The following is a 20,103-nucleotide window of genomic DNA, read 5'->3' on the forward strand; positions in this document are numbered from 1 at the left end:
GCCATGACCTGCACGTTTATTTTGCTGATCCATACTCGTCTTGGCAGCGCGGTTCCAATGAAAATGCGAATGGCTTGCTTCGAGAGTTTTTCCCGAAAGGCACCGATCTCGCTCAAGTGGAGGATGAAGATCTCGCCGGTTCACTAGATCTAATTAACCACAGACCACGAAAATGCTTGGGTTGGAGAACCGCTCACGAATCTTTCACAGAGGAACTGTCGCACTTGGTTTGACAATCTGTCTTATAAATAACTTCAGGGAGGATGATCTCCATGGATAAAAAAGCAAATCCTCAAACGCTTTGGCTTGGGGTGGGTATTGCCATTGGAACGAGCATTGGTGTGGCTACGAACCAGGTCGCCCTGGGCGTTGCCTTTGGTGTGGCATTGGGCATCGTGGTTGGATCTTTCGTTAGCAAACGTGCAAGCTCGGGATTGGATGATATGCTGAGTGAACATGTCAAGGAATTATATAAGCAGGAGGAATGGGAAGAGGTTCTTGAGCGTTCGCAGGATCATCCGGTGTTAATCCTGAAACACAGTACGACTTGTCCTACCAGTGCGAGAGCGTACAGAGAGTTCATGGCGTTTGTGGGTTCGAATGCATCAGATCCCGCTCAGAAGATGGAATACCGAATCGTCAAAGTCATTGAAAGTTGCACGCTTTCCCGTCGCATTGCAGAAGAAACCGAGGTTCACCATGAATCGCCTCAAGTTCTACTGCTGGATTGCGGGCAGGTGATCCAACATACGTCACACGGGAAAATTACTCGAAAGAAGCTGCTGCAGTGGGCCCAGAATTCGTTTGGATGAAGGGCGCTCCAATATACACTTTAACATCCATAGACCTGTTCCCTTGAGCTGATAGCTGAGGTGAGCGGGTCTTTTTTACGCTTTTTTTACACCTGGAGGGTATTTCTTTACCCCCTTTTTACAGCGTTTCGTATTACGATTTCATATGTAGAAGGTTGCAAGACCGGTAGAGAGAGGGAGGAGAACACATGGTGAATGATGCCACGATAATCGGGCTGGTTGTGCTGTTGTTTGTGGTGTTCTGGGGGTTTGTGAAGTTTTGCGAGAAAGCTTAGGGCAAGAAAGGGGAGGAGCCATATGATCGTCATCGGGATGATTGTGCTCGCACTGGTGATCTATCTCGGTTACGTGCTGGTGAGGCCGGAGAAATTCTGATGGTCGCCTTATGCACGAATCCAGAAGCACTCGGATCGTCGATTTTTAGGGAGGAAATGCGGATATGAGTAGTGGTTTATTACAAGTAGCGGTTACGCTGCTGATCATCATACTGCTGGTGAAGCCAGTGGGGAGTTATCTGGTGAAGGTGTTTGACGGCAAACGAACAGGGCTGGATCGGATATTTGGCGGACCTGAGCGACTGTTGTATCGATTGATGGGGGTGAAGGAGAACGAGTCGATGGGTTGGAAAAAGTACCTGTCGGCTGTGCTCATCTCAAACTTCGTCATGCTGTTGTTGATGTTTCTGGTGCTGCGGCTGCAAAAATATTTGCCGCTCAACCCGGATGGCATTGGCAATATGCCTGCGGCGCAGGCCTTTAATACAGCTGCATCGTTTATGACCAACACCAACTGGCAGTCATACACCGGCGAGAACGCCCTGTCGTATCTGTCACAGATGCTGGCAGTGACGTTTCCGATGTTCACCTCGGCGGCGACCGGCTTCGCGGTGGCAATTGCATTCATTCGCGGGCTGGTCGGCCGCCGGGATGGACTGGGTAACTTTTACGTCGACATGGTACGGTCGATCACAAGAATCTTTTTGCCGCTGAGCTTCATTGTGGCGCTGTTCCTGGTGTTCCAGGGTGTTCCGCAGACGCTGGCGGGAGCGGTGAATGCGACCACGCTGGACGGTGCGCAGCAGACGATCACGCGCGGGCTTGTCGCTTCACTGGAGTCGATCAAGCACTTGGGCACTAATGGTGGAGGCTGGTTCGGAACCAATGCATCGCATCCATTTGAGAACCCAACAGCGTTGTCGAACCTGGCGCATATTGTCTGCATGATGCTGCTGCCAACCTCGCTGGTCTATGCCTTCGGCATCATGGTGAACAACCGGAAGCAGGGCTGGGCTCTGTTTGCGGCCATGAGTTTTCTTTTCCTCATCATGCTGACTACGGTATTTGTTTCGGAATATCGCGGTGTGCCTGCGCTGGATGCGATGGGCATTCAAGGCAATATGGAAGGCAAAGAGGTCAGGTTCGGGATATCCGAATCGGCGCTCTTCACGGCAGTCACTACAGCAGCTACAACCGGGTCAGTGAACAATATGCATGAGTCGCTCACCCCGCTCGGCGGCATGGTGGCATTGGCTGAAATGATGCTCAATAACGTATTCGGCGGCAAAGGGGTAGGCTTGCTCAACGGATTGCTCTATGTCATTCTGGCTGTGTTTATCTGCGGGCTGATGGTTGGACGAACTCCTGAATTTCTGGGCAAAAAAATCGAGGGCAAAGAAGTGAAACTCGCGTCCATCGCGCTGCTCATTCACCCTTTGATTATTCTGGGCCCAACTGCGCTGGCGCTCATGCGCCCGGAAGCTGTAGCATCCATTTCGAACTCAGGCATGCATGGCCTGACCGAGGTGCTTTATGCTTTTGCATCCGGGGCTGCCAATAACGGATCGGCGTTTGCCGGACTGAATGCCAACACAGACTTTTACAACATTGCAATTGGTGTGGTGATGCTGCTCGGAAGATACATTTCCATGATCGCGATGCTCGCCATTGCCGGATCACTGGCAACCAAACGAGTGGTTCCCGTAACAACGGGTACACTCCGTACACACACGCCACTTTTTGCAGGCATTCTGGTGATGATGATTGTGGTGGTCGGCGCGTTGACGTTCTTCCCATCACTGGCCCTTGGACCGATCGCAGAGCATTTGGCGATGATCCGTTGATGGACGGTGCGGCAATCCGTTATGGGAATATGAGTAAGGACGTAGAGTGCGGAGGTGGGTTAACACAATGAATACTATAGAACGAAAGAAGGAGCAGTCGGTGGAAGGAACAGGCATGGGCATGAATAGCCCTCATGGTAAGGGAACGCGAGGGACAGGTACAGATCAAGGTACTCCTAAAAGAACCAAAACCTTAAGTCGGGAGATTCTATTTCAGGCATCACTGGATGCTTTCAAGAAGCTGAACCCGGTCGTCATGATCAAAAATCCGGTGATGTTTATCGTTGAAGTAGGTACACTCATCACGTTGTTGTTATGTATTAATCCAGACCTGTTTGTTGCATCCGAGGCAGGACGGGGGTACAACATCGCGGTGTTTCTCATCCTGTTATTCACGTTGCTGTTTGCCAACTTTGCTGAAGCACTGGCGGAGGGGCGGGGCAAGGCTCAGGCAGACACACTGCGCAAGACGAAATCGGACACCACGGCGAATCTGGTGCAGAAAGACGGAATAATCAAGCAAGTGTCTTCGACCCAGTTGAAAAAAGGAGATATCGTCCGTGTAGAAGCGGGAGAACTGATTCCCACGGACGGTGAGATTATTGAAGGGCTTGCCTCCATTGACGAGTCCGCCATTACTGGGGAATCTGCCCCTGTGATCAAGGAGGCAGGTGGTGACTTCTCCTCCGTTACGGGAGGTACACGGGTCACTTCCGACTATATCGTCATGCGTGTACAGACCGATCCGGGGGAGTCATTCCTCGACCGAATGATCTCACTTGTTGAAGGTGCACAGCGTCAGAAAACACCAAATGAAATTGCGCTGACTACGCTGCTCGCCGTGTTGACCCTGATTTTCCTGATTGTCATCATGACGATGGTTCCGATGGCCAATTATTTAGGCATCCGGCTCGATCTGGCGACACTAATCGCGTTGCTTGTCTGTCTGATTCCAACAACGATCGGCGGGCTGTTATCCGCCATTGGGATTGCAGGCATGGACCGCGTAACACAGTTCAACGTACTCGCCATGTCGGGGAAGGCGGTGGAAGCAGCAGGTGATATCGATACCCTGATTCTGGATAAAACCGGAACGATCACGTACGGAAACCGCATGGCTGCTGAGTTTACTCCTGTTCAGGGTGTATCTGCACAGGATATGACTCGGGCTGCGCTGCAAGCTTCCGTGCGGGATGAAACACCGGAGGGGCGTTCGGTGGTTGAACTTGCGGGCAAACAAGGTGAGAGCTGGGCGGAGCAGGAATATGCGGATGCGGAACATGTGGATTTCACTGCCGAGACCCGCATGTCGGGTCTGAATCTAAGTAATGGGAAGCAGATCCGCAAAGGGGCAGTGGATGCGATCAAACGCCACATCTCCTCCCGAGGGGGACGGATACCTGTAGATTTGGACGACATTTCCAACCGTATTGCCAAGGCTGGGGGCACACCACTTGCTGTAGCGATGGACGATCGGATTTATGGTGTGATCTATCTGAAAGATACGGTGAAACCAGGACTGAAAGAGAAGTTTGCCGAGATGCGAGCCATGGGTATCAAGACGATTATGTGTACGGGGGATAACCCCCTGACGGCGGCGACTATTGCACTGGAAGCGGGCGTGGATGATTTTATTGCCGAAGCGAAGCCGGAAGACAAGATTACCGCGATCAAAAAAGAGCAGCAGGAGGGCAAGCTCGTCGCCATGACGGGCGACGGGACCAATGATGCTCCTGCTCTGGCGCAGGCCGATGTAGGTCTGGCGATGAATTCGGGCACCATGGCGGCCAAGGAAGCGGCCAACATGATTGATCTGGACTCCGATCCGACCAAGCTGCTGTCGGTCGTCTCGATTGGGAAGCAGCTGCTCATTACCCGCGGTGCGCTGACGACTTTTTCGATATCGAATGATATTGCGAAATATTTCGCCATTATTCCAGCCATGTTTATTTTGGCTATGCCGCAGCTCCAGGCATTGAATATTATGAATCTCGCTTCACCACAATCCGCGATTCTGTCAGCGTTGATTTTCAACGCCATCATCATCCCGCTGCTTATTCCTATCGCCATGCGGGGTGTGAAGTATCGAGCCATGTCAGCGGAGCGACTGCTTGGACGGAATGTATTCATCTATGGTGTAGGCGGCGTGATCGTGCCGTTTATCGGGATTAAGCTGATCGATCTGGTGCTGTCGGGATTTCATCTGGTGTGATAGTTTAACTAATAATGAAATCAGGATGTGATCCATATGAAACAATTACTACCTGCTATCCGGTTGTCTGTCGTGCTTATGCTGATCTGCGGCATTGTCTATCCGCTGGTCACGACCGGAGTGGCTCAACTGCTCTTCCCCAATCATGCCAATGGCAGTCTGATCACAGCGGACGGAAAAACCATCGGTTCGTCGCTGCTGGCGCAGGAAGTGAAGTCGCCGGGGCTGTTCCAGCCCCGGGCCTCGAACGCCAGTTATGATGGAGCAGCTTCAGCAGGCTCCAATCGGGCCGTGGCGTCTGAGGCGTATATCCTTGAGATGAAGGAAAAGGTGGCTCTGGTCCAGCAGGAGAACCCGGGCTTGCAGCACATCCCCGCGGATCTCGTGACGGGTTCGGGTTCCGGTCTGGATCCGGACCTGTCACCTGTAGCGGCAAAAGCACAGATTCCTCGCATCAGTCAGGCAACGGGCCTTGGTGAGCAAGAGCTTGCCAAGATCGTGGAGGAACATACACAAGGGCGACCGTTGGGTATATTCGGTGAGCCGCGTGTGAATGTGACCGCATTGAATTTGGCATTAAAGGCAGAGTTGAAGTAACGTAGCGGCGTGTTCGAAAGAGGTGTTATTTTACGGGACGCTAAAAGAAGTGAGGCGTTGTTCAGGATCAATTTGCATGAAAATGTGTTAATCACATATAAGATGTAGTCTACGTTGTGTGATCCATATCAGGCCTTCTTCCGAGTTTCGGAAGGGGCTTTCTCCATGTTGTGTAACAGTTATGGAAAGAGGAGTGGGCGGGATGGAGGACAGCTTCAAGCGCAAGTCTCCGGAAGACATTTTGAAGATGATTACGAAGCTGCAGCAAGGCACCTTGAAAATTTACATTGGTCCAGTAAGTGGCTCAGGCAAAACGTATCATATGCTGAGGGAAGGAAACACATTGCGTCAGCAGGGAATCGATGTCGTCATCTGCGCCGTGTCGACCATGCGAAGACCGGAGACTGTGGAGCAGCTTGGTGAGTTGGAACGGATTCCAAGCATTCACTGGTCTCGCGGGAAAGATGGCATGGAGATGAAGGACCTGAATCTGGATGCACTACTGGCGCGTAATCCAGAGGTGGTGCTGGTTGACGGATTGGCCCATCGGAACCGGAAAGGAGCGCGTCATGCAACCCGGCTGGAGGATATTCAGTATTTGCTGCGGCATAACATCAGCGTCATCACAACAGTGAATGTGTATGAGCTGGAGGGATATACAGAGCTTGCACGCCAACTTACGGGTATTGCAGCGGAACATACCGTGCCTGCGGATACCCTTGAACTGGCCGATGAGGTGAAGCTGATCGACGTTACACCGGAAACGGTATTGAGCCGACTCGCTGAGGGGCATCTTAGGGGGAATGAAGGAGCAGCGGTGTTTCGGCAGGGGAACCTGGGCATTTTACGTGAGCTGGCTCTAAGGCTTGTCGCGGAAGGGGTTAACGAATCGCTGCGTGAGCACCGGGAAGAGATGGGCATTACCATTACGACAGGCATCATGGAACGCATTCTGGTATCTACCCAATATCACTGGAACGGGTCGATCTACATTCGGCGTGGACAACAGATTGCAAAGAGACTCAACGGGGATTTGCAAGCCGTGACCTTTCGCAATATGAAGCAGCCGTTAACCAAGGAGGCTATTGTTTTCCGTCGCAGCATGATCAAACTGGTGGAGAAGTTCGGTGGTCGATTCGAGGAATTACCTGTCGTACATCGCCGGAAAATACCATCAACGTTGGCACAATATGCTGTGCAGCATCAGATTACCCGAATCGTAATGGGACATTCACGCCACACCCGCTGGCAGGAATTGTGGCAAGGATCATTCGTTAACTCCCTGCTGCGCAGGATGCGGGGCGTCGATCTTTTCCTGTTGGCGGATCGAGCACAGCAGGAGGGGGAGCGTGTGCTTCCTGCCCGTTTGCCTGAAATGGAGACACCAACCTATCGCAGGTTAAGCGAGCAGGAAATGAAAGAACAGATCGGCCAGATCCGGCGTGGTAAGTTCAAAGTATACATCGGCGCTGCCCCTGGCGTAGGGAAAACCTATATGATGCTCCGGGAAGGTAATGATCTGCTTCGCAAAGGCATCGACGTGCAGATTGGTCTGTTGGAGACGCATAATCGGGCTGAGACGGTGGAGCAGATTGGCCAATTGTCCGTAATTCAACGGGAGCAGCGGACATATCAGGAAGTCCAATTGGAGGAGATGGATACCGAGGCGATTATCCGTCTGTGCCCGGAAGTAGTGCTGGTGGATGAACTTGCTCATACCAATATCCCAGGAAGCATGCGGCAAAAACGGTACGAAGATGTCCTTCTTCTGTTGGAGGCAGGTATTTCCGTCATCACCACAGTTAACGTGCAGCACCTGGAAAGTCTGAACGATGCGGTGGAACATATTACGGGAATTCGGGTCCGAGAGACGGTGCCGGATCAGATTCTGCAAATGGCAGATGAGGTTCAGCTCATTGATGTAGCCCCACAGGCCTTGCGGCAACGCATGCGGGAGGGTAAAATCTATGCAGCAGCCAAGGTGGATCAAGCATTGGAGCATTTCTTTCGCATTGGCAATCTGATTGCCTTGCGGGAACTAGCTCTTCGCGAACTGGCAGATGATGTGGATGAACGACTAGAATCTCAGGAGCCCAAAAGCGCGCTGCGCGGTCCCTGGCGTAGACAGGAAGCGGTCTTTGTCTGCGTAAGCTGTGATGAACATGCCGATCGGCTGATCCGGCGTGGATTTCGCACCGCCTATCGACTAAAGGCGGTCTGGCATGTGCACCATGTTTATGTAGGCAAGGTCATGAGTGACGAGGTAAGGTATCAATTGCAGGAGCTGGAACAGCTCACGGTCCGGTTGGGCGGAAAATTTTACTTCCATCACTGTCTGAGACTGAGAGATGTGCCTGGTATTTTGGCAGGTAAAGCCTCTGAAGAAAAAGCAACGCAACTTGTAGTAGGTCAGGCGAAACGTGTTTGGTGGCTGAATGGCTACCGTGGAAAAGGATCGGTTGTCAGCAGGTTGGTGCGGCTTTCGAGGCACATGGATGTATTGATTGTTGCAGATTACGATTATGATCAGAGCGGGATGTGAGATGTACTGTGTCTGAACGAACCAAAGGGGAAGAGGTTTGGTTGAAGCTGAAGCGTGTCCCCAAATATATATGGGTAACCCTCGGCGTGACCTTGTTAACCATGGTGCTCCATGCTATCGGTATGAGCGAGGATCTGGTTAACGTGGGGCTGATTTATCTTTTCCCCGTATTGGTCAGTGCTGTCTACTGGGGATTGGGACCGGCCATATACGCTGCAAGTCTTAGCGTTGTTGCCTTTGACTTCTTTTTTGTACCCCCGTATCTTAGCTTTACGGTTGAAGATTTACGATATATTTTCTCTTTTGTCGTGTATTTGGCAGTTGCGGTATTAACCGCAAGTTTGGCAGGGCGCCTGCGGCAGCAACTGGAGATGGTGAAACAACGCGAGACCACGACAAATTCGCTGTATGCTTTAAGCCGTCAGATGACGGCTGTTACAGATCTGGATACCCTGCTGGACAATATTGCGAGGCAAGTTTCTCTGACGCTTGGGGCTCCGGCCGCATTGTATCTTCCCAATCCTGACGGGGAGCTCGCGGTTACCTCATCTTCGGGCGAACCGGATTCCGCAGGCTGGGGCACAAGAAAGTCTGAGGTTGCCATTGCCAAGTGGGTATACACTCATGGAGAAGTAGCCGGACGAGGATCTTCCAGTCTGCGGGAGTCGCCCGGGCTGTACGTGCCGCTACGTACAGAAGACCAGATCCATGGGGTGCTTGCCGTGAATCTGGAATCCAGCGACCTTTATGGGCAGCGGGAGGAACTGCGTTTGCTGGAAGCCTGTGGCGGGTTGGCGGCGAGCGCCATCGCTCGTGTTAAGCTGGCAGAAGAAGCGAGGCTGGCGCAAATGATGGCTGAATCGGAGCGAATTCGCACCGCTCTGCTGGATTCGGTGTCCCATGAGCTGCGCACACCGCTTACGGCCATCATTGGTTCAGCCACGGGACTGTTAGAGAATGATTCTCTTTTTACCGCGGAGGACCGAAAGGAACTTACAGGCAATATTCGGGATGGAGCGCTGCGGATGAACAGGCTGGTGACCAACTTGCTTGGCATGGTGAAGCTGGAAAGTGGCATGCTGCAGTTGCGCAGAAAATGGTGTGATGTGGGTGACATGATTGGTATTGTGCTGGGACAGGTTCAGCAATATATCCAGCACCGCCGAATCCGTGTGGATTTGCCGGATCAACCGCCGTTTATATCTGGAGATGAGGTATTGCTTGAGCAGGTTCTGGTTAACGTCATTAGCAATGCCATTAAATATTCTCCGGTCGACAGTGAAATCGTTATTACGGTAAAGGCAGATGAGTCGCTTGGACGAATGACCATCGTGGTGGCTGATACGGGCGTAGGGATCCCGGAGGCAGACCGTGAGCGGGTTTTTGAAAAGTTTTATCGTTCCGAATCGTCACGGCACGTGACAGGTACAGGACTGGGACTCGCCATCTGCAGAGGAATCGTCGAGGTTCATGGAGGTACGATTACCACAGAGCCGAATCCGGGAGGCGGGACGCGGGTGTGCATCTGTTTGCCCACAGAGGAACAAGAGGCATCATTCCCGTATATGGGACAAGGAGAGGAAGAATGACATGACGGCACCGCAAGGCGCACGCATATTGGTTGTGGATGATGAACCGCAAATCCGCAAACTGCTGAAGGTTACTCTTCAGGCGCACAACTTTGAGATTCATGAATGCGCAGACGGAGAAGAGGCCGTCGTTCAGGCGAGCATTGTGCACCCCGATCTGATCGTGCTTGATCTGGGCTTGCCCGGCATGTCCGGAATGGACGTACTCCAGCGTATTCGGGAGTGGTCTCAGGTACCGGTCATTGTGCTGACAGCGAAAGAACGCGAAGAGGATAAAATAGCTGCACTGGACGGCGGGGCAGATGATTATGTTACGAAACCGTTCGGCATGGGCGAGCTGGTTGCCCGAATTCGGGTTGCTCTTCGCCATGTGGCGAAAACGACGGATGAGCCTGTACTGCGCTTTGGCCCGCTCATAATTGATTTGGCCCAGAGGCAGGTGGATCTGGAAGGATCACCAGTCAAGTTAACTCCAACTGAGTATGAAATGCTGAAAGTACTCGCTTCCAACGCAGGCAAAATTATTACCCAACGCCAGCTGCTGCAACAAGTGTGGGGAGGGCATCATCATGAGTCAGACAGCCATTACTTACGGGTATACGTCGGTCATCTGCGTAAAAAATTGCAGGAAGATCCCACGCGGCCTCGATTTATCCAGACTGAGCCGGGAATCGGCTATCGCTTCCTGCTTCAGGATGATGTTGGAAAATAATATAAAATTCAAAAAGCCCCGGAATCCTCTTAAATAGATAGGACCCCGGCGCATTTAAGTGCGAAACAATGAACTTCTTATGATGTGTACTTCGGCAACCAGTCGCCATGAGCTTCGATCAGTTCATCACACATCGCAACGATATCATCGATGGACAGCTCGGCAGCTGTATGCGGGTCAAGCATCGCGGCATGATAGATGTGCTCTCTTTTGCCCGTAATCGCCGCTTCAATGGTCAACAGTTGGGTGTTAATATTCGTGCGGTTCAATGCCGCAAGTTGCGGAGGCAGGTCCCCGATATACGTCGGGCTGATACCTGATCCATCCACAAGACAAGGCACCTCAACACAAGCTTCACGAGGCAGGTTGGTGATCAGTCCGTTATTCATGACATTACCGCCGATTTTGTAAGGACGGTCCGTCTCCATGGCTTCCATAATATGCGAAGCGTACTCCCGGCTGCGCGTATGTTCAATATTTTCGCTGGATAACAGCTTCTCACGCATTTCCTTCCAGCCTTCAATCTGGTTCACACAGCGGCGTGGATACTCATCCAGCGGGATGTTGAAGCGTTCGATCAGCTCCGGGTAGTTACGTTTGATGAAATACGGATGGTATTCGGCATTATGCTCGGAGGACTCGGTTACATAGTATCCAAAGCGCTGCATCAGCTCATAACGTACCATGTCATCATGCTGCTCTTTCTGCTTTTCCTTCGCTAGACGTTTAATCTCCGGATACAGATCCTGACCATCCCGTGTGACTTCCAGCAGCCAGGCCATATGGTTGATACCCGCAACTTTCGCGACTACACCCGTCTGATCAATCCCCAGTGCATCAAACAAATGCGGCACACACACTTGTACACTGTGACACAGACCTACGGTCTTGATTCCGCCGTGCACGTTCATGACATTCGTCAGTACCGCCATTGGGTTGGTGTAGTTCAGGAACCACGCATCCGGGCACACTTCCTGCATATCTCGTGCAAAATCGAGCATCACCGGAATCGTCCGCAAATTACGGAAAATCCCGCCAATTCCGAGCGTATCGGCAATCGTCTGACGCAATCCATATTTCTTCGGAATTTCAAAATCCGTAATTGTACATGGATCATAACCGCCCACTTGAATAGCATTGATTACATATTTGGCTCCGCGCAGTGCTTCCTTGCGGTCGGTATAGGCTTTGATGGCACAGCCGCTTCCGAGCGAACGGGCCATACTGGTAAGCAAACGCTCTGAATCGCTTAGACGCTCGGCATCAATATCGAACAACGCCAGCTCAAAATCCTGTAGTGCTTCAGTCATCATGACGTCACCTAATACATTTTTGACAAAAACGGTGCTTCCCGCACCGAGAAACGTAATTTTGTTCATCTCAAGTTCAGCCTCCCTGAATAAATGGTGTACCTCCAATATAGGTGGATCGGGCCAATATAACTATGGCTCAACCTCTCTGAAACATGGCATAATCCCATTTTTGGATTCGCTTACAGCTAATAATTGATCTATTTACCTGTTATAATTTTAGTGAGGAGATTGCCCGTTGTGGTGAACAGAGGGAGTGAGAAATGTTGGAACTAATTGAAACGAACGTGGTTCCCATGGATTTGACGCAGATGGAATTGGTACTTTTATTTTTCGGCTGGCAGGTATGTGATCCGTCTCATTATTGGGGGCCGGGCGTTCGGGATGCCTATATTGTTCATTACATTCATGAAGGACAGGGCACTGTATTTATGGCGGATCAGCAATATCAGTTGACACAGGGCCAAGGCTTTGTGATTCTCCCTGATACGCTTATTCATTATGAAGCGGATGCGAGAGAGCCGTGGACATATTCATGGTTTGGCTTCAAGGGTGTTCATGCCAAGGCATTCATGCAGCGGGCTCACATCAGTCCGGAACATCCTGTATTTGATGCAAGAGATGCGGACACATTCGACCGTCTCTATACCGAGATGGTTCAGGCATCCACGCGCGCCGGGGGAGATGTGTTCAACCAGAGCCTGCTGTACCGGCTGATCGCCGAGCTGATCGCATCTTCTCCGGTAGGAGAGCAGGGGCAACGGCCTCTGTCTACCAAGGAGGAATACATCAGGCAGGCCGTTCAATTTATGGAGAACAGGTATAGCCAGAGAACTTCAATCCTTGATATTGCCCGAGCCGTAGGCTTGGACCGCACATATTTGTCAGGGATTTTCAAAGAGAGGTATGGTAAGTCATTACAGGCTTTCTTTCTCGAATACCGGATGAATCGTGCAGCTGAACTGCTGCAGCATTCGTCGTTGTCGGTTAGCGAAGTGGCTCACTCGGTGGGGTATACAGATCCATTGCTGTTTTCCAAGATGTTCAAGCGAGTGACGGGCGTGTCTCCGAAAGAGTCGAGAAGCATGGAGCAGGGAGAATAGCTTCATTCTGTTGTATCTGGACCTTGGAGGGAGAGAAAAGTTTAGTTTGCAGCGAGAAATATCATTCATATGTATATAAACGTTTGTCTCAACTCGTCTGGCACTCCTTGAACTTTGTCGGGGAGGTTGGTGCGACACGATATTTTCTATAGAATCACTGAATCACGAGCTGAGATGCCTTGTTGAAGTTGTACTTTTAAATTCAAAAGAGTTACTGCAAAGTCATGTTCAAAGACTTGTACAGCAACCCTTTTATTAAAGATTAATGCGGCACTTGGGATTGGAAATCGATCCGGCTGGACTGATCTGCATGGTAAAAGACCACATCGCCATCCTTTACAGGCCAGGTTTTGCCGTGGCTGTCTACAGGAATGTTACTGAAACCCTCCATCTGCCACTGATTCATTAGTGGTGCATGGATGTATTGCAGATGCGGCGCTTCCGTGTTGCCATTCCTTACCGTCTCCAGATTGAAGTTGACTACAATATAACCGTTTTTTAGAAATGCAGCAGCCTTTTCATCCAACTGATTTTGTCTGGCAAGCGGTTCAAGATTGGTTCCCTTCGGCACGGCGTAGACATCTGCGGGAAGACTGTATTCCCCATACCAGCGCTGAATGGCAGCATTGGCTCGGTCCATATTCACCCCGGTAGGGATGTTTGTCTTTGGTCCAATTAATGTGCGGATCGGAGCCGACAGGATCATCCAGTCATAGCGTCCCACCCACGTTTTCTGATGAGAGGTCTGATCCACCAGCTGGACCATATAATCAGCCAGCGTAGTTTGACTCTGTTCCTCGGCTGTCAGCTCATAGGTATACTGGTAACGCGCGGTATCGCCGAGCTCCGTGCCGGGTACATTTCGTAGACGTGAATTAAGAACGACAAACCGCTTCTCCACATCCTCCGCAGATCCGATATGGATCAGCCTTTCCTGACCCCGATGGTAGTACAGATCCACTTCTTGGCGGGGGGAGCCATCGTTGCTCACGAAATAGAAAGTCGGTGTAATCCGAACTCCGTCTTGTTTGCCAAACATGTTGCCTTTGGTTTTCAGGTCAAACTTGATGTGGTAACCCGTCTTCACAGCCACGTTGCGGAACCCTTGTACCGGATGGCTGCCTGGACGTATTGGCAATACGAACGGTGCCAGGTTGCCTCGTGGATCACCATCAATACTATTTAAGCCTGTCCAGTAGCTAACGTCCGTTGGCTCCGAGCTACCAAACTGCTTGCGAAATACATTTTCCCAGTTATAGTCGGATATATCGGTGACGTGAAAATCATACAAGCGTCCGATGACCTCCACAGGGACCGTATCTGAGGCGACATGATGTGCCAGATTGGTGTTGGCATCCTGTTGTTCAGTAAATGTCATGGGTGCATTCTCGGCGATGTTGCGGAACTCGACTTGGTAATTTCCCTCATCCACCCAAACCGGAAGATAAAAGGTGGTGTCCAACTGATTCACCGGAATATCAATCCAAGTGTTGGTGGGGATAAACTGGCTTCGGTCAGCGTTATAGACATCAAACGGGAAGCGAACTTGCTTGATGCGAAAATATTTGGCATAGTCCCGATTGCCATAACCCGGGTAACTTGCAACGTCCAAGTGCTGTCCTGATGTGGGAATACGCACGATAAATGGTCGTTCCAGAATCAGTGCTGAACGAGTTGTATCCGGAATCGTCTTCTGATTGTGCGGTTGATCATCCGAGACGAAGGCATAATTGACGACAGGGGTATGGACCGTAACGGTATTGATACCATTAATCGGTAACACTTTGTTTGAACCGCCGTTTACGTTACCTGGTAATAGCTCGTAATGGATTTCACCAGAACTGGTCGTGTTTTCTTTATTCATGAGTGTATTACTAATCATATTATTGGGCTTATACAGGACATCTTGTCCGATGGCCGTTGGGTTAGGGATATTCGTTGGCGTTGGGCCATCTTTGGTTGTTTCTGCATCATCCATAATTTTGATGTTATTGAATTTAACCAAGTCATTGTTCACTTTACTCTGAGGTGTGTTTGACTCTGCCATTCCTTTTAATCGAGAAGTATCATCTGGCACATCCGGGGGTGAATTCAAACCACCTGTTAATTTGGGTGGCGTATATGAGATTGCACTCGTTTGGCCCGGTTTTACATGGCTTTCTACAGCTTCATCATTTTTCGCTTCTAAAGTTGGTGGTATGTATCCTGAAGGCGTCATCGTGACCGTTTCGCCAGGTAAGGCATAATTTTTCATCGTTGCTTTGGCGATCTTGTACACTTCAAGATTGTTGATTTTCCAGTAAGAATAGTCTCTCGTGATCTGGAAGTTGTATGGTTTCGTTGCCGTATCCCCTGTTTTAACTGGAGGACCTGGCGTACAACCTGTTTTCGTACATACGTCTGGACCAGGTATCGTCCATTCTCGGGAATAGGATATCGTTACGTTGCAATCATACGTTGTTTTACCCGCCATTTTTGCCCAAGCTTGTTTAAACAGGTAGTTGTCAGCAAATGCATTGGTGTATAGAGATTCAGATGTAGGGATGCCTTTTAGTACATTGAATTTTTCAGCGTTTCTACTGTCTGCTTTAATTACTCCATTCGCATTCGGATCCAAATCACTCATGTTCATCGTGGTTCCTTGAGAAGGTGGTCCGATGTTTGGTGTACAAGAACCACCACCACCGTTATTGTTACCCCCATCATCGCCTGGATCTTCTTCAACACCGATAGTTGTGGAAGTAGTTAACTGAAAGTCATCTTTCTCCCACAATACAGTGATTGTTGTTGTCCCTTTACCTTCAGCTGAAACGAGTCCAGATGAACTTACTGTAGCCACGGAAGTATTGGATGAGGTCCAGGTGGTTTTACCATTGCCACTATTCACATTGGTTTCAGCACCAAAGCTTCCATCACCTGTTTTGGTTTTAACTGTTGCATTTAATTGTTTTTTTTCTTTGAGCTTGAGTTGTCCTCCATTTGTCAGGTTGATTTCCTTGGTAATCTCGGCTAATGCTTTCCAGTACAGATCTGTGTTGAATTGATAGTCAGCATTCCATTTGGGTGGATTATATTCTTCCGTTTTGATAGGTGCAATTGCGCCACCAATTTGCGTGGTGAATTTTGTGTTACGACCAGTAAACGATTCAACAGAAACCAATATGGGTAATCCTGGATAATAATAACCTGTGTTATCCATGTAGTGTGGCTCGTTAGATTTATCGGTTATTTCCGCAAAAGTATAAGGTTTACCGGAACTATCAAAGTACTCAGTCGGAATATAAACATCTTTATTTAAATTAAGGTCGACACAGACTGTTGATGATACCGGAAGGTTTTTTGTGCGATCGTTTTCTAATTCGATGTTATTGCACTGACCATCAACTTTCCATTTTAGGTTATCAATCTGGTAAATATATACACCAATGTTGGTTTTTCTCTTTCCTTCAACAGGAATAACCTTTTTTTGTGACTTTGCAGGTGTAGAGGGCTCCATATGGAATTTTTTCAACTCTGGTTTAGTTCCTGGCCCCCCACCTGCATGGACCTGAGTTACAGAAGATACGAATACTACAAGTGACAGCACGAACAACATCACTATTTTAATAGATGTTTTTTGCCCCAAACCTTATCCCCTCTAATCTGTGGCTATTACGCTGTAGGTAGGACCATCTTTAGTCACAAGGCTGACAGCAGAAATTAACTCTTTATCGAAATGTAAAAGTCCTACACTCCAGTAAACTGGATTATTAACAGCGAATACACCTCTGCTTTTAGTGACATTATTAATACTTGGCACATCATATGCAGCAAATGCATCTGAATTTGGAGAACTCATAGGGTTAATTGTTGCTGAATTAAGCAAACTTCCAGCTTGAAGTGCATTCATGGTAGTACTTTTTACGTTCAATTCAAGTTCCGCAAAAGAAAAGTATGCTCCCCGTAAGAGAGTGAATCCTTCATCCACAAAGGCAGGATAATATATGCTTCTTTCAGCACCTTTCGCAAAGGTATTAACAATAATCCAATTCTTTATCTTGAGATCGGCATATTTAGTATCTGTAATAATATCTTTATTGCGAACTTTCGAGAAGTCGTCTGTAACCTTGCTGTAATCAATTGATAGGGAGACCTTTTTCTCTGGTGTCTTCTTATATTTTGGCGCAATAACACTCAAATTCGTTCCTGTCAGCCCCACCTCACGCAGTTCATTCAAACCTTGAAAATCGGCTGGTTTCGTTTTGGCAACAGAAGCATAACGAGCAATCAGAACAGCAACCTCAGCCCGTGTTGTTGTGCGATCCGTACCAAAGGTTTTATCGTTTGCCACGCTCATCAATCCCGTACCCAGGGCAACCGCAACCGCATTTTTTTGCGAGCTTACCAGCTTACCTGTAAAGTACTCTTTCACAGGCACAACCGTATTGGTTACATCAGATAGTGCTTGTTTGTATTCAGGATCTACTGCCGTCAGTCCTTGTGTTAACCATGAGGCCATTTCTCCACGTTGAAGTGCTGCCTGTGCATCCAGTTTCCCATTGTACTTGGAAGGGCTGATAAATCCTTTCTGAATAGCAGTGGAAACACCACTCTTCGCCCAGTCTGGTACATCCGTGAAGTTGTTTAATTCTTGTAATGCTGCATTAGGCTGATCTGCAAGGCGCCCCAGAATACTTGCCATTTCTGCCTTGGTGACAGGCGAGCTTGGTTTGAATGTTCCATCTGCATATCCTTTAAAATATCCTTGCTCGACTGCCGATTTGATCGCCGCAGCGGCCCAGTGTGTAGATGGAACATCTTTGAATTTCAGTGTGGCCTGAGCGGCTTCTACCGAATTTCCGGCTCCTCCCAAACCTATAATACCCCCTGTCAACAATGCCAGTGCGGTTACCCCGGAAATCATTATCTTTTTCATGAATGCTGCTCCTCTCGAATTTCGTTTACCTGTTTTGTGTATGTACGCCATTGCTTCACACTGCTAGATACTAAAATTGTCATAATCATCAATATTCTACCATGTAAAACTAGGCTTTTGGTATTATTTTTCAATAAATCCCATCCACTCCAGGTGTGTAGATATCCTCCTCAAGACCCATTTAACCCTGAAAAATGCAAAAAAAGGCCACGAATCCGAAGATTCATAGCCTTATGCTTTAAGGTGTCAGTCCTATGTAGTTCAATTTGTAATTTAAGAATAACCGATTCCCAAACATTTGAAAAGGCAGGAATAGCGATATCATGAAAAAATCAGGCAATCGGTGTTCCATTTGGTAATGCCTTGTCCGGCATTAACAAAACAACGTCACCTTCACCAGGCACGCCGCCAAGCACCAGCACTTCCGATACAAAACCAGCAATTCGGCGCGGCGGAAAATTGACTACGGCAATAACCTGCTTGCCTATCATCATATCGGGGGTATAATGTTTCGTAATTTGGGCGCTGGAGCGTTTAAGGCCGTGTGGGCCAAAATCGATGGTCATTTTGATGGCAGGGATTCGTGCCTTTGGAAAAGGTTCGGCTTCCACCACTGTACCCACGCGGATGTCATGCTGTATAAACTCTTCAAAAGTAGCCATGTTGTGATGTCTCCTTTCAGCAATAAAGTCCATTATAAAATAGAAATACCCAAAAAATCCAGATTGCGCTAAATCGCAACCTGGATTTCATTAGTTATTCTGTAGGACCACTTTGCCCATTCACTCGGACGGAGCAGAGTGCCTAATGCAGAAATATCATGTTAAATTATGCGCCATTCCAATTTTCACCGGTCAGATATTTCTCAGTTAGAATGGATAACATCTGAATGCCCACTTCATTATGTCCACCTTCGGGAATGATGATGTCTGCATACTTTTTGGAGGGCTCGATAAAAGCATCATGCATCGGTTTGACTGTTTCGAGATATTGTTTGTACACGGATTGGATCGTGCGGCCACGTTCTTCCATATCCCGCAGTACTCTGCGCAGAATACGCACATCAGAATCCGTATCGACAAATACCTTGATATCCAGAAGGGCGCGCAAATGTTCATCGATCAGGACATGCAGTCCTTCCACAATAACGATATGGTTCGGTGCCAGTTCAACTGTTTCATCCGCGGCACGGTTATCTATGGTGAAGTCATATACGGGAGCATATGCCGTTTTGCCTTGTTTTAACAGGGTAAGATGCTCAATCAACAGATCATTATCGAATGCAAACGGATGATCGTAATTGGTGAGTCGACGTTGCTCAGGGGTGAGCTGCGACTGGTCTTTGTAATAATTGTCCTGGGATATGAAAGTCACTTTGCCCGATCCAAGACGGTCAATGACGGAGCGGGCTACCGTCGTTTTACCGGAGCCGGTTCCTCCGGCGATACCAATAATGAGCATGATTGTTCCATAAACCTCCCTAGAATGGCAGCATGGTTATGAATAAATCTTGATGAATCAGGCTAGATTCAAGTCTTTACCCACATGTCTGTCTGTGAATACACAATTCCACTATTGTAGCACAGCAACTCACTTTTTTCACCTGGCTTGAACAGCCATCTATTCCCTGATAAAGGAGGATTGACATTCTGGCGAACAGGCCTATAACGAGGCAGCAATGACGCAGATTGCCTTTGCGGTTATTCTGACCTCCATTTTGGTTCCGTATATGGTTAGAAGGTTGGCTCAACAGGGTTCTGCAACGGAGTCTGGAAAATAAAACAAAACGACCAGCACGTTTGCCATTCTGAATGGACAGCGTGCTGGTTTTATTATGTTGTTTCTATGCTCCTTAGTGCTCATATTTCCCTAGAATGCGACGAACGTAATTTTGGAATTCATTGCGTACCTCAATCGGTTCTATCACTTCACATTTATCTCCAAATGCAAGTAACTTGTCAGGAAGCGGTGGCTTATCCCGTTTGGCATTTGATAAGTTGGAAAATCAAGCGTTTGGCTCTCTTTTAACCGATGAGTATGACTATGAGTTTGAATATTCGGGTGGGCCGATTGCGGAAGTGCTGCTTAATGGAAATCCAATGGACTCCGAAGTGGAAGTGTGGGTGCCTGTTCAAAAACGGACAGCCACTTAAGCCGGTACACAGCGTATTCAATTGTAAGGAGCAGGTTTG

At 48.9% G+C, this 20,103-nt stretch carries 16 protein-coding genes and 1 pseudogene; 11 read left to right on the forward strand and 6 right to left on the reverse strand.

Annotation, left to right across the window (positions count from 1 at the left end):
* The 9 genes from AMS66_RS34090 to AMS66_RS22965 form a co-directional block, all read left to right on the forward strand.
* A partial coding sequence (locus tag AMS66_RS34090; protein ID WP_236703583.1) for an IS30 family transposase occupies window positions 1-233 on the forward strand: 233 nt, incomplete at its 5' end.
* Between the two features lie 39 nt (window positions 234-272).
* Entirely contained in the window at window positions 273-812 is a 540-nt protein-coding gene (ytxJ, locus tag AMS66_RS22935; protein ID WP_053783000.1) for a bacillithiol system redox-active protein YtxJ, read from the forward strand.
* A 312-nt stretch (window positions 813-1,124) separates the two neighbouring features.
* Window positions 1,125-1,187, forward strand: coding sequence for a potassium-transporting ATPase subunit F (locus tag AMS66_RS34775; protein ID WP_363325773.1), 63 nt, complete (start codon window positions 1,125-1,127; stop codon window positions 1,185-1,187).
* 64 nt (window positions 1,188-1,251) lie between these two features.
* Window positions 1,252-2,931, forward strand: a complete 1,680-nt coding sequence (gene kdpA, locus AMS66_RS22940; RefSeq protein ID WP_053783001.1) for a potassium-transporting ATPase subunit KdpA — start codon at window positions 1,252-1,254, stop codon at window positions 2,929-2,931.
* Window positions 2,932-3,052: 121 nt separating this feature from the next.
* Window positions 3,053-5,143 carry a potassium-transporting ATPase subunit KdpB gene (gene kdpB, locus AMS66_RS22945; protein ID WP_053783028.1) on the forward strand — a complete coding sequence of 697 codons (2,091 nt, stop codon included), beginning with the start codon at window positions 3,053-3,055 and terminating at the stop codon, window positions 5,141-5,143.
* A 36-nt stretch (window positions 5,144-5,179) separates the two neighbouring features.
* Window positions 5,180-5,740 carry a potassium-transporting ATPase subunit KdpC gene (gene kdpC, locus AMS66_RS22950; protein ID WP_053783002.1) on the forward strand — a complete coding sequence of 187 codons (561 nt, stop codon included), beginning with the start codon at window positions 5,180-5,182 and terminating at the stop codon, window positions 5,738-5,740.
* A 181-nt stretch (window positions 5,741-5,921) separates the two neighbouring features.
* Window positions 5,922-8,282, forward strand: coding sequence for a histidine kinase (locus tag AMS66_RS22955; RefSeq protein WP_236703584.1), 2,361 nt, complete (start codon window positions 5,922-5,924; stop codon window positions 8,280-8,282).
* Between the two features lie 8 nt (window positions 8,283-8,290).
* Window positions 8,291-9,871 (forward strand): ATP-binding protein, encoded by a 1,581-nt coding sequence (locus tag AMS66_RS22960; RefSeq protein WP_082350856.1) that lies wholly within the window; start codon window positions 8,291-8,293, stop codon window positions 9,869-9,871.
* 1 nt (window position 9,872) lies between these two features.
* Window positions 9,873-10,583, forward strand: coding sequence for a response regulator (locus AMS66_RS22965; protein ID WP_053783004.1), 711 nt, complete (start codon window positions 9,873-9,875; stop codon window positions 10,581-10,583).
* Window positions 10,584-10,660: 77 nt separating this feature from the next.
* On the opposite strand, the gene melA is transcribed toward AMS66_RS22965, so the two are convergent.
* Window positions 10,661-11,962, reverse strand: a complete 1,302-nt coding sequence (gene melA, locus AMS66_RS22970) for an alpha-glucosidase/alpha-galactosidase (RefSeq protein ID WP_053783005.1) — start codon at window positions 11,960-11,962, stop codon at window positions 10,661-10,663.
* Window positions 11,963-12,156: 194 nt separating this feature from the next.
* Here melA and AMS66_RS22975 point away from each other — a divergent pair, with 194 nt between their 5' ends.
* A complete protein-coding gene (locus AMS66_RS22975) occupies window positions 12,157-12,996 on the forward strand; it encodes an AraC family transcriptional regulator (protein WP_053783006.1) in 840 nt (279 codons plus the stop codon).
* Window positions 12,997-13,258: 262 nt separating this feature from the next.
* Here AMS66_RS22975 and AMS66_RS22980 read toward each other — a convergent pair whose 3' ends face one another.
* From AMS66_RS22980 to AMS66_RS34865, 5 genes and pseudogenes are all read right to left on the reverse strand, one after another.
* Window positions 13,259-16,195, reverse strand: a complete 2,937-nt coding sequence (locus AMS66_RS22980) for a DUF5704 domain-containing protein (RefSeq protein WP_082350863.1) — start codon at window positions 16,193-16,195, stop codon at window positions 13,259-13,261.
* 438 nt (window positions 16,196-16,633) lie between these two features.
* Window positions 16,634-17,911: an S-layer homology domain-containing protein gene (locus AMS66_RS22985; RefSeq protein ID WP_053783007.1), complete on the reverse strand. Its 1,278-nt coding sequence runs from the start codon at window positions 17,909-17,911 to the stop codon at window positions 16,634-16,636.
* A gap of 332 nt (window positions 17,912-18,243) precedes the next feature.
* Entirely contained in the window at window positions 18,244-18,573 is a 330-nt protein-coding gene (csaA, locus tag AMS66_RS22990) for a chaperone CsaA (RefSeq protein WP_053783008.1), read from the reverse strand.
* A gap of 166 nt (window positions 18,574-18,739) precedes the next feature.
* Complete coding sequence (gene udk, locus AMS66_RS22995; RefSeq protein WP_053783009.1) at window positions 18,740-19,372, reverse strand: uridine kinase; 633 nt, start codon at window positions 19,370-19,372, stop codon at window positions 18,740-18,742.
* A 391-nt stretch (window positions 19,373-19,763) separates the two neighbouring features.
* Window positions 19,764-19,853: pseudogene (locus tag AMS66_RS34865) on the reverse strand (hypothetical protein); the annotation flags it as partial.
* Between the two features lie 40 nt (window positions 19,854-19,893).
* On the opposite strand from AMS66_RS34865, the gene AMS66_RS31960 reads away from it, so the two are divergent.
* Window positions 19,894-20,064, forward strand: a complete 171-nt coding sequence (locus AMS66_RS31960; RefSeq protein WP_181014153.1) for a hypothetical protein — start codon at window positions 19,894-19,896, stop codon at window positions 20,062-20,064.
* Window positions 20,065-20,103: the final 39 nt, after the last annotated feature.

This window comes from Paenibacillus xylanivorans (assembly GCF_001280595.1).
GTDB classification, from domain to species: Bacteria; Bacillota; Bacilli; order Paenibacillales; family Paenibacillaceae; genus Paenibacillus; species Paenibacillus xylanivorans.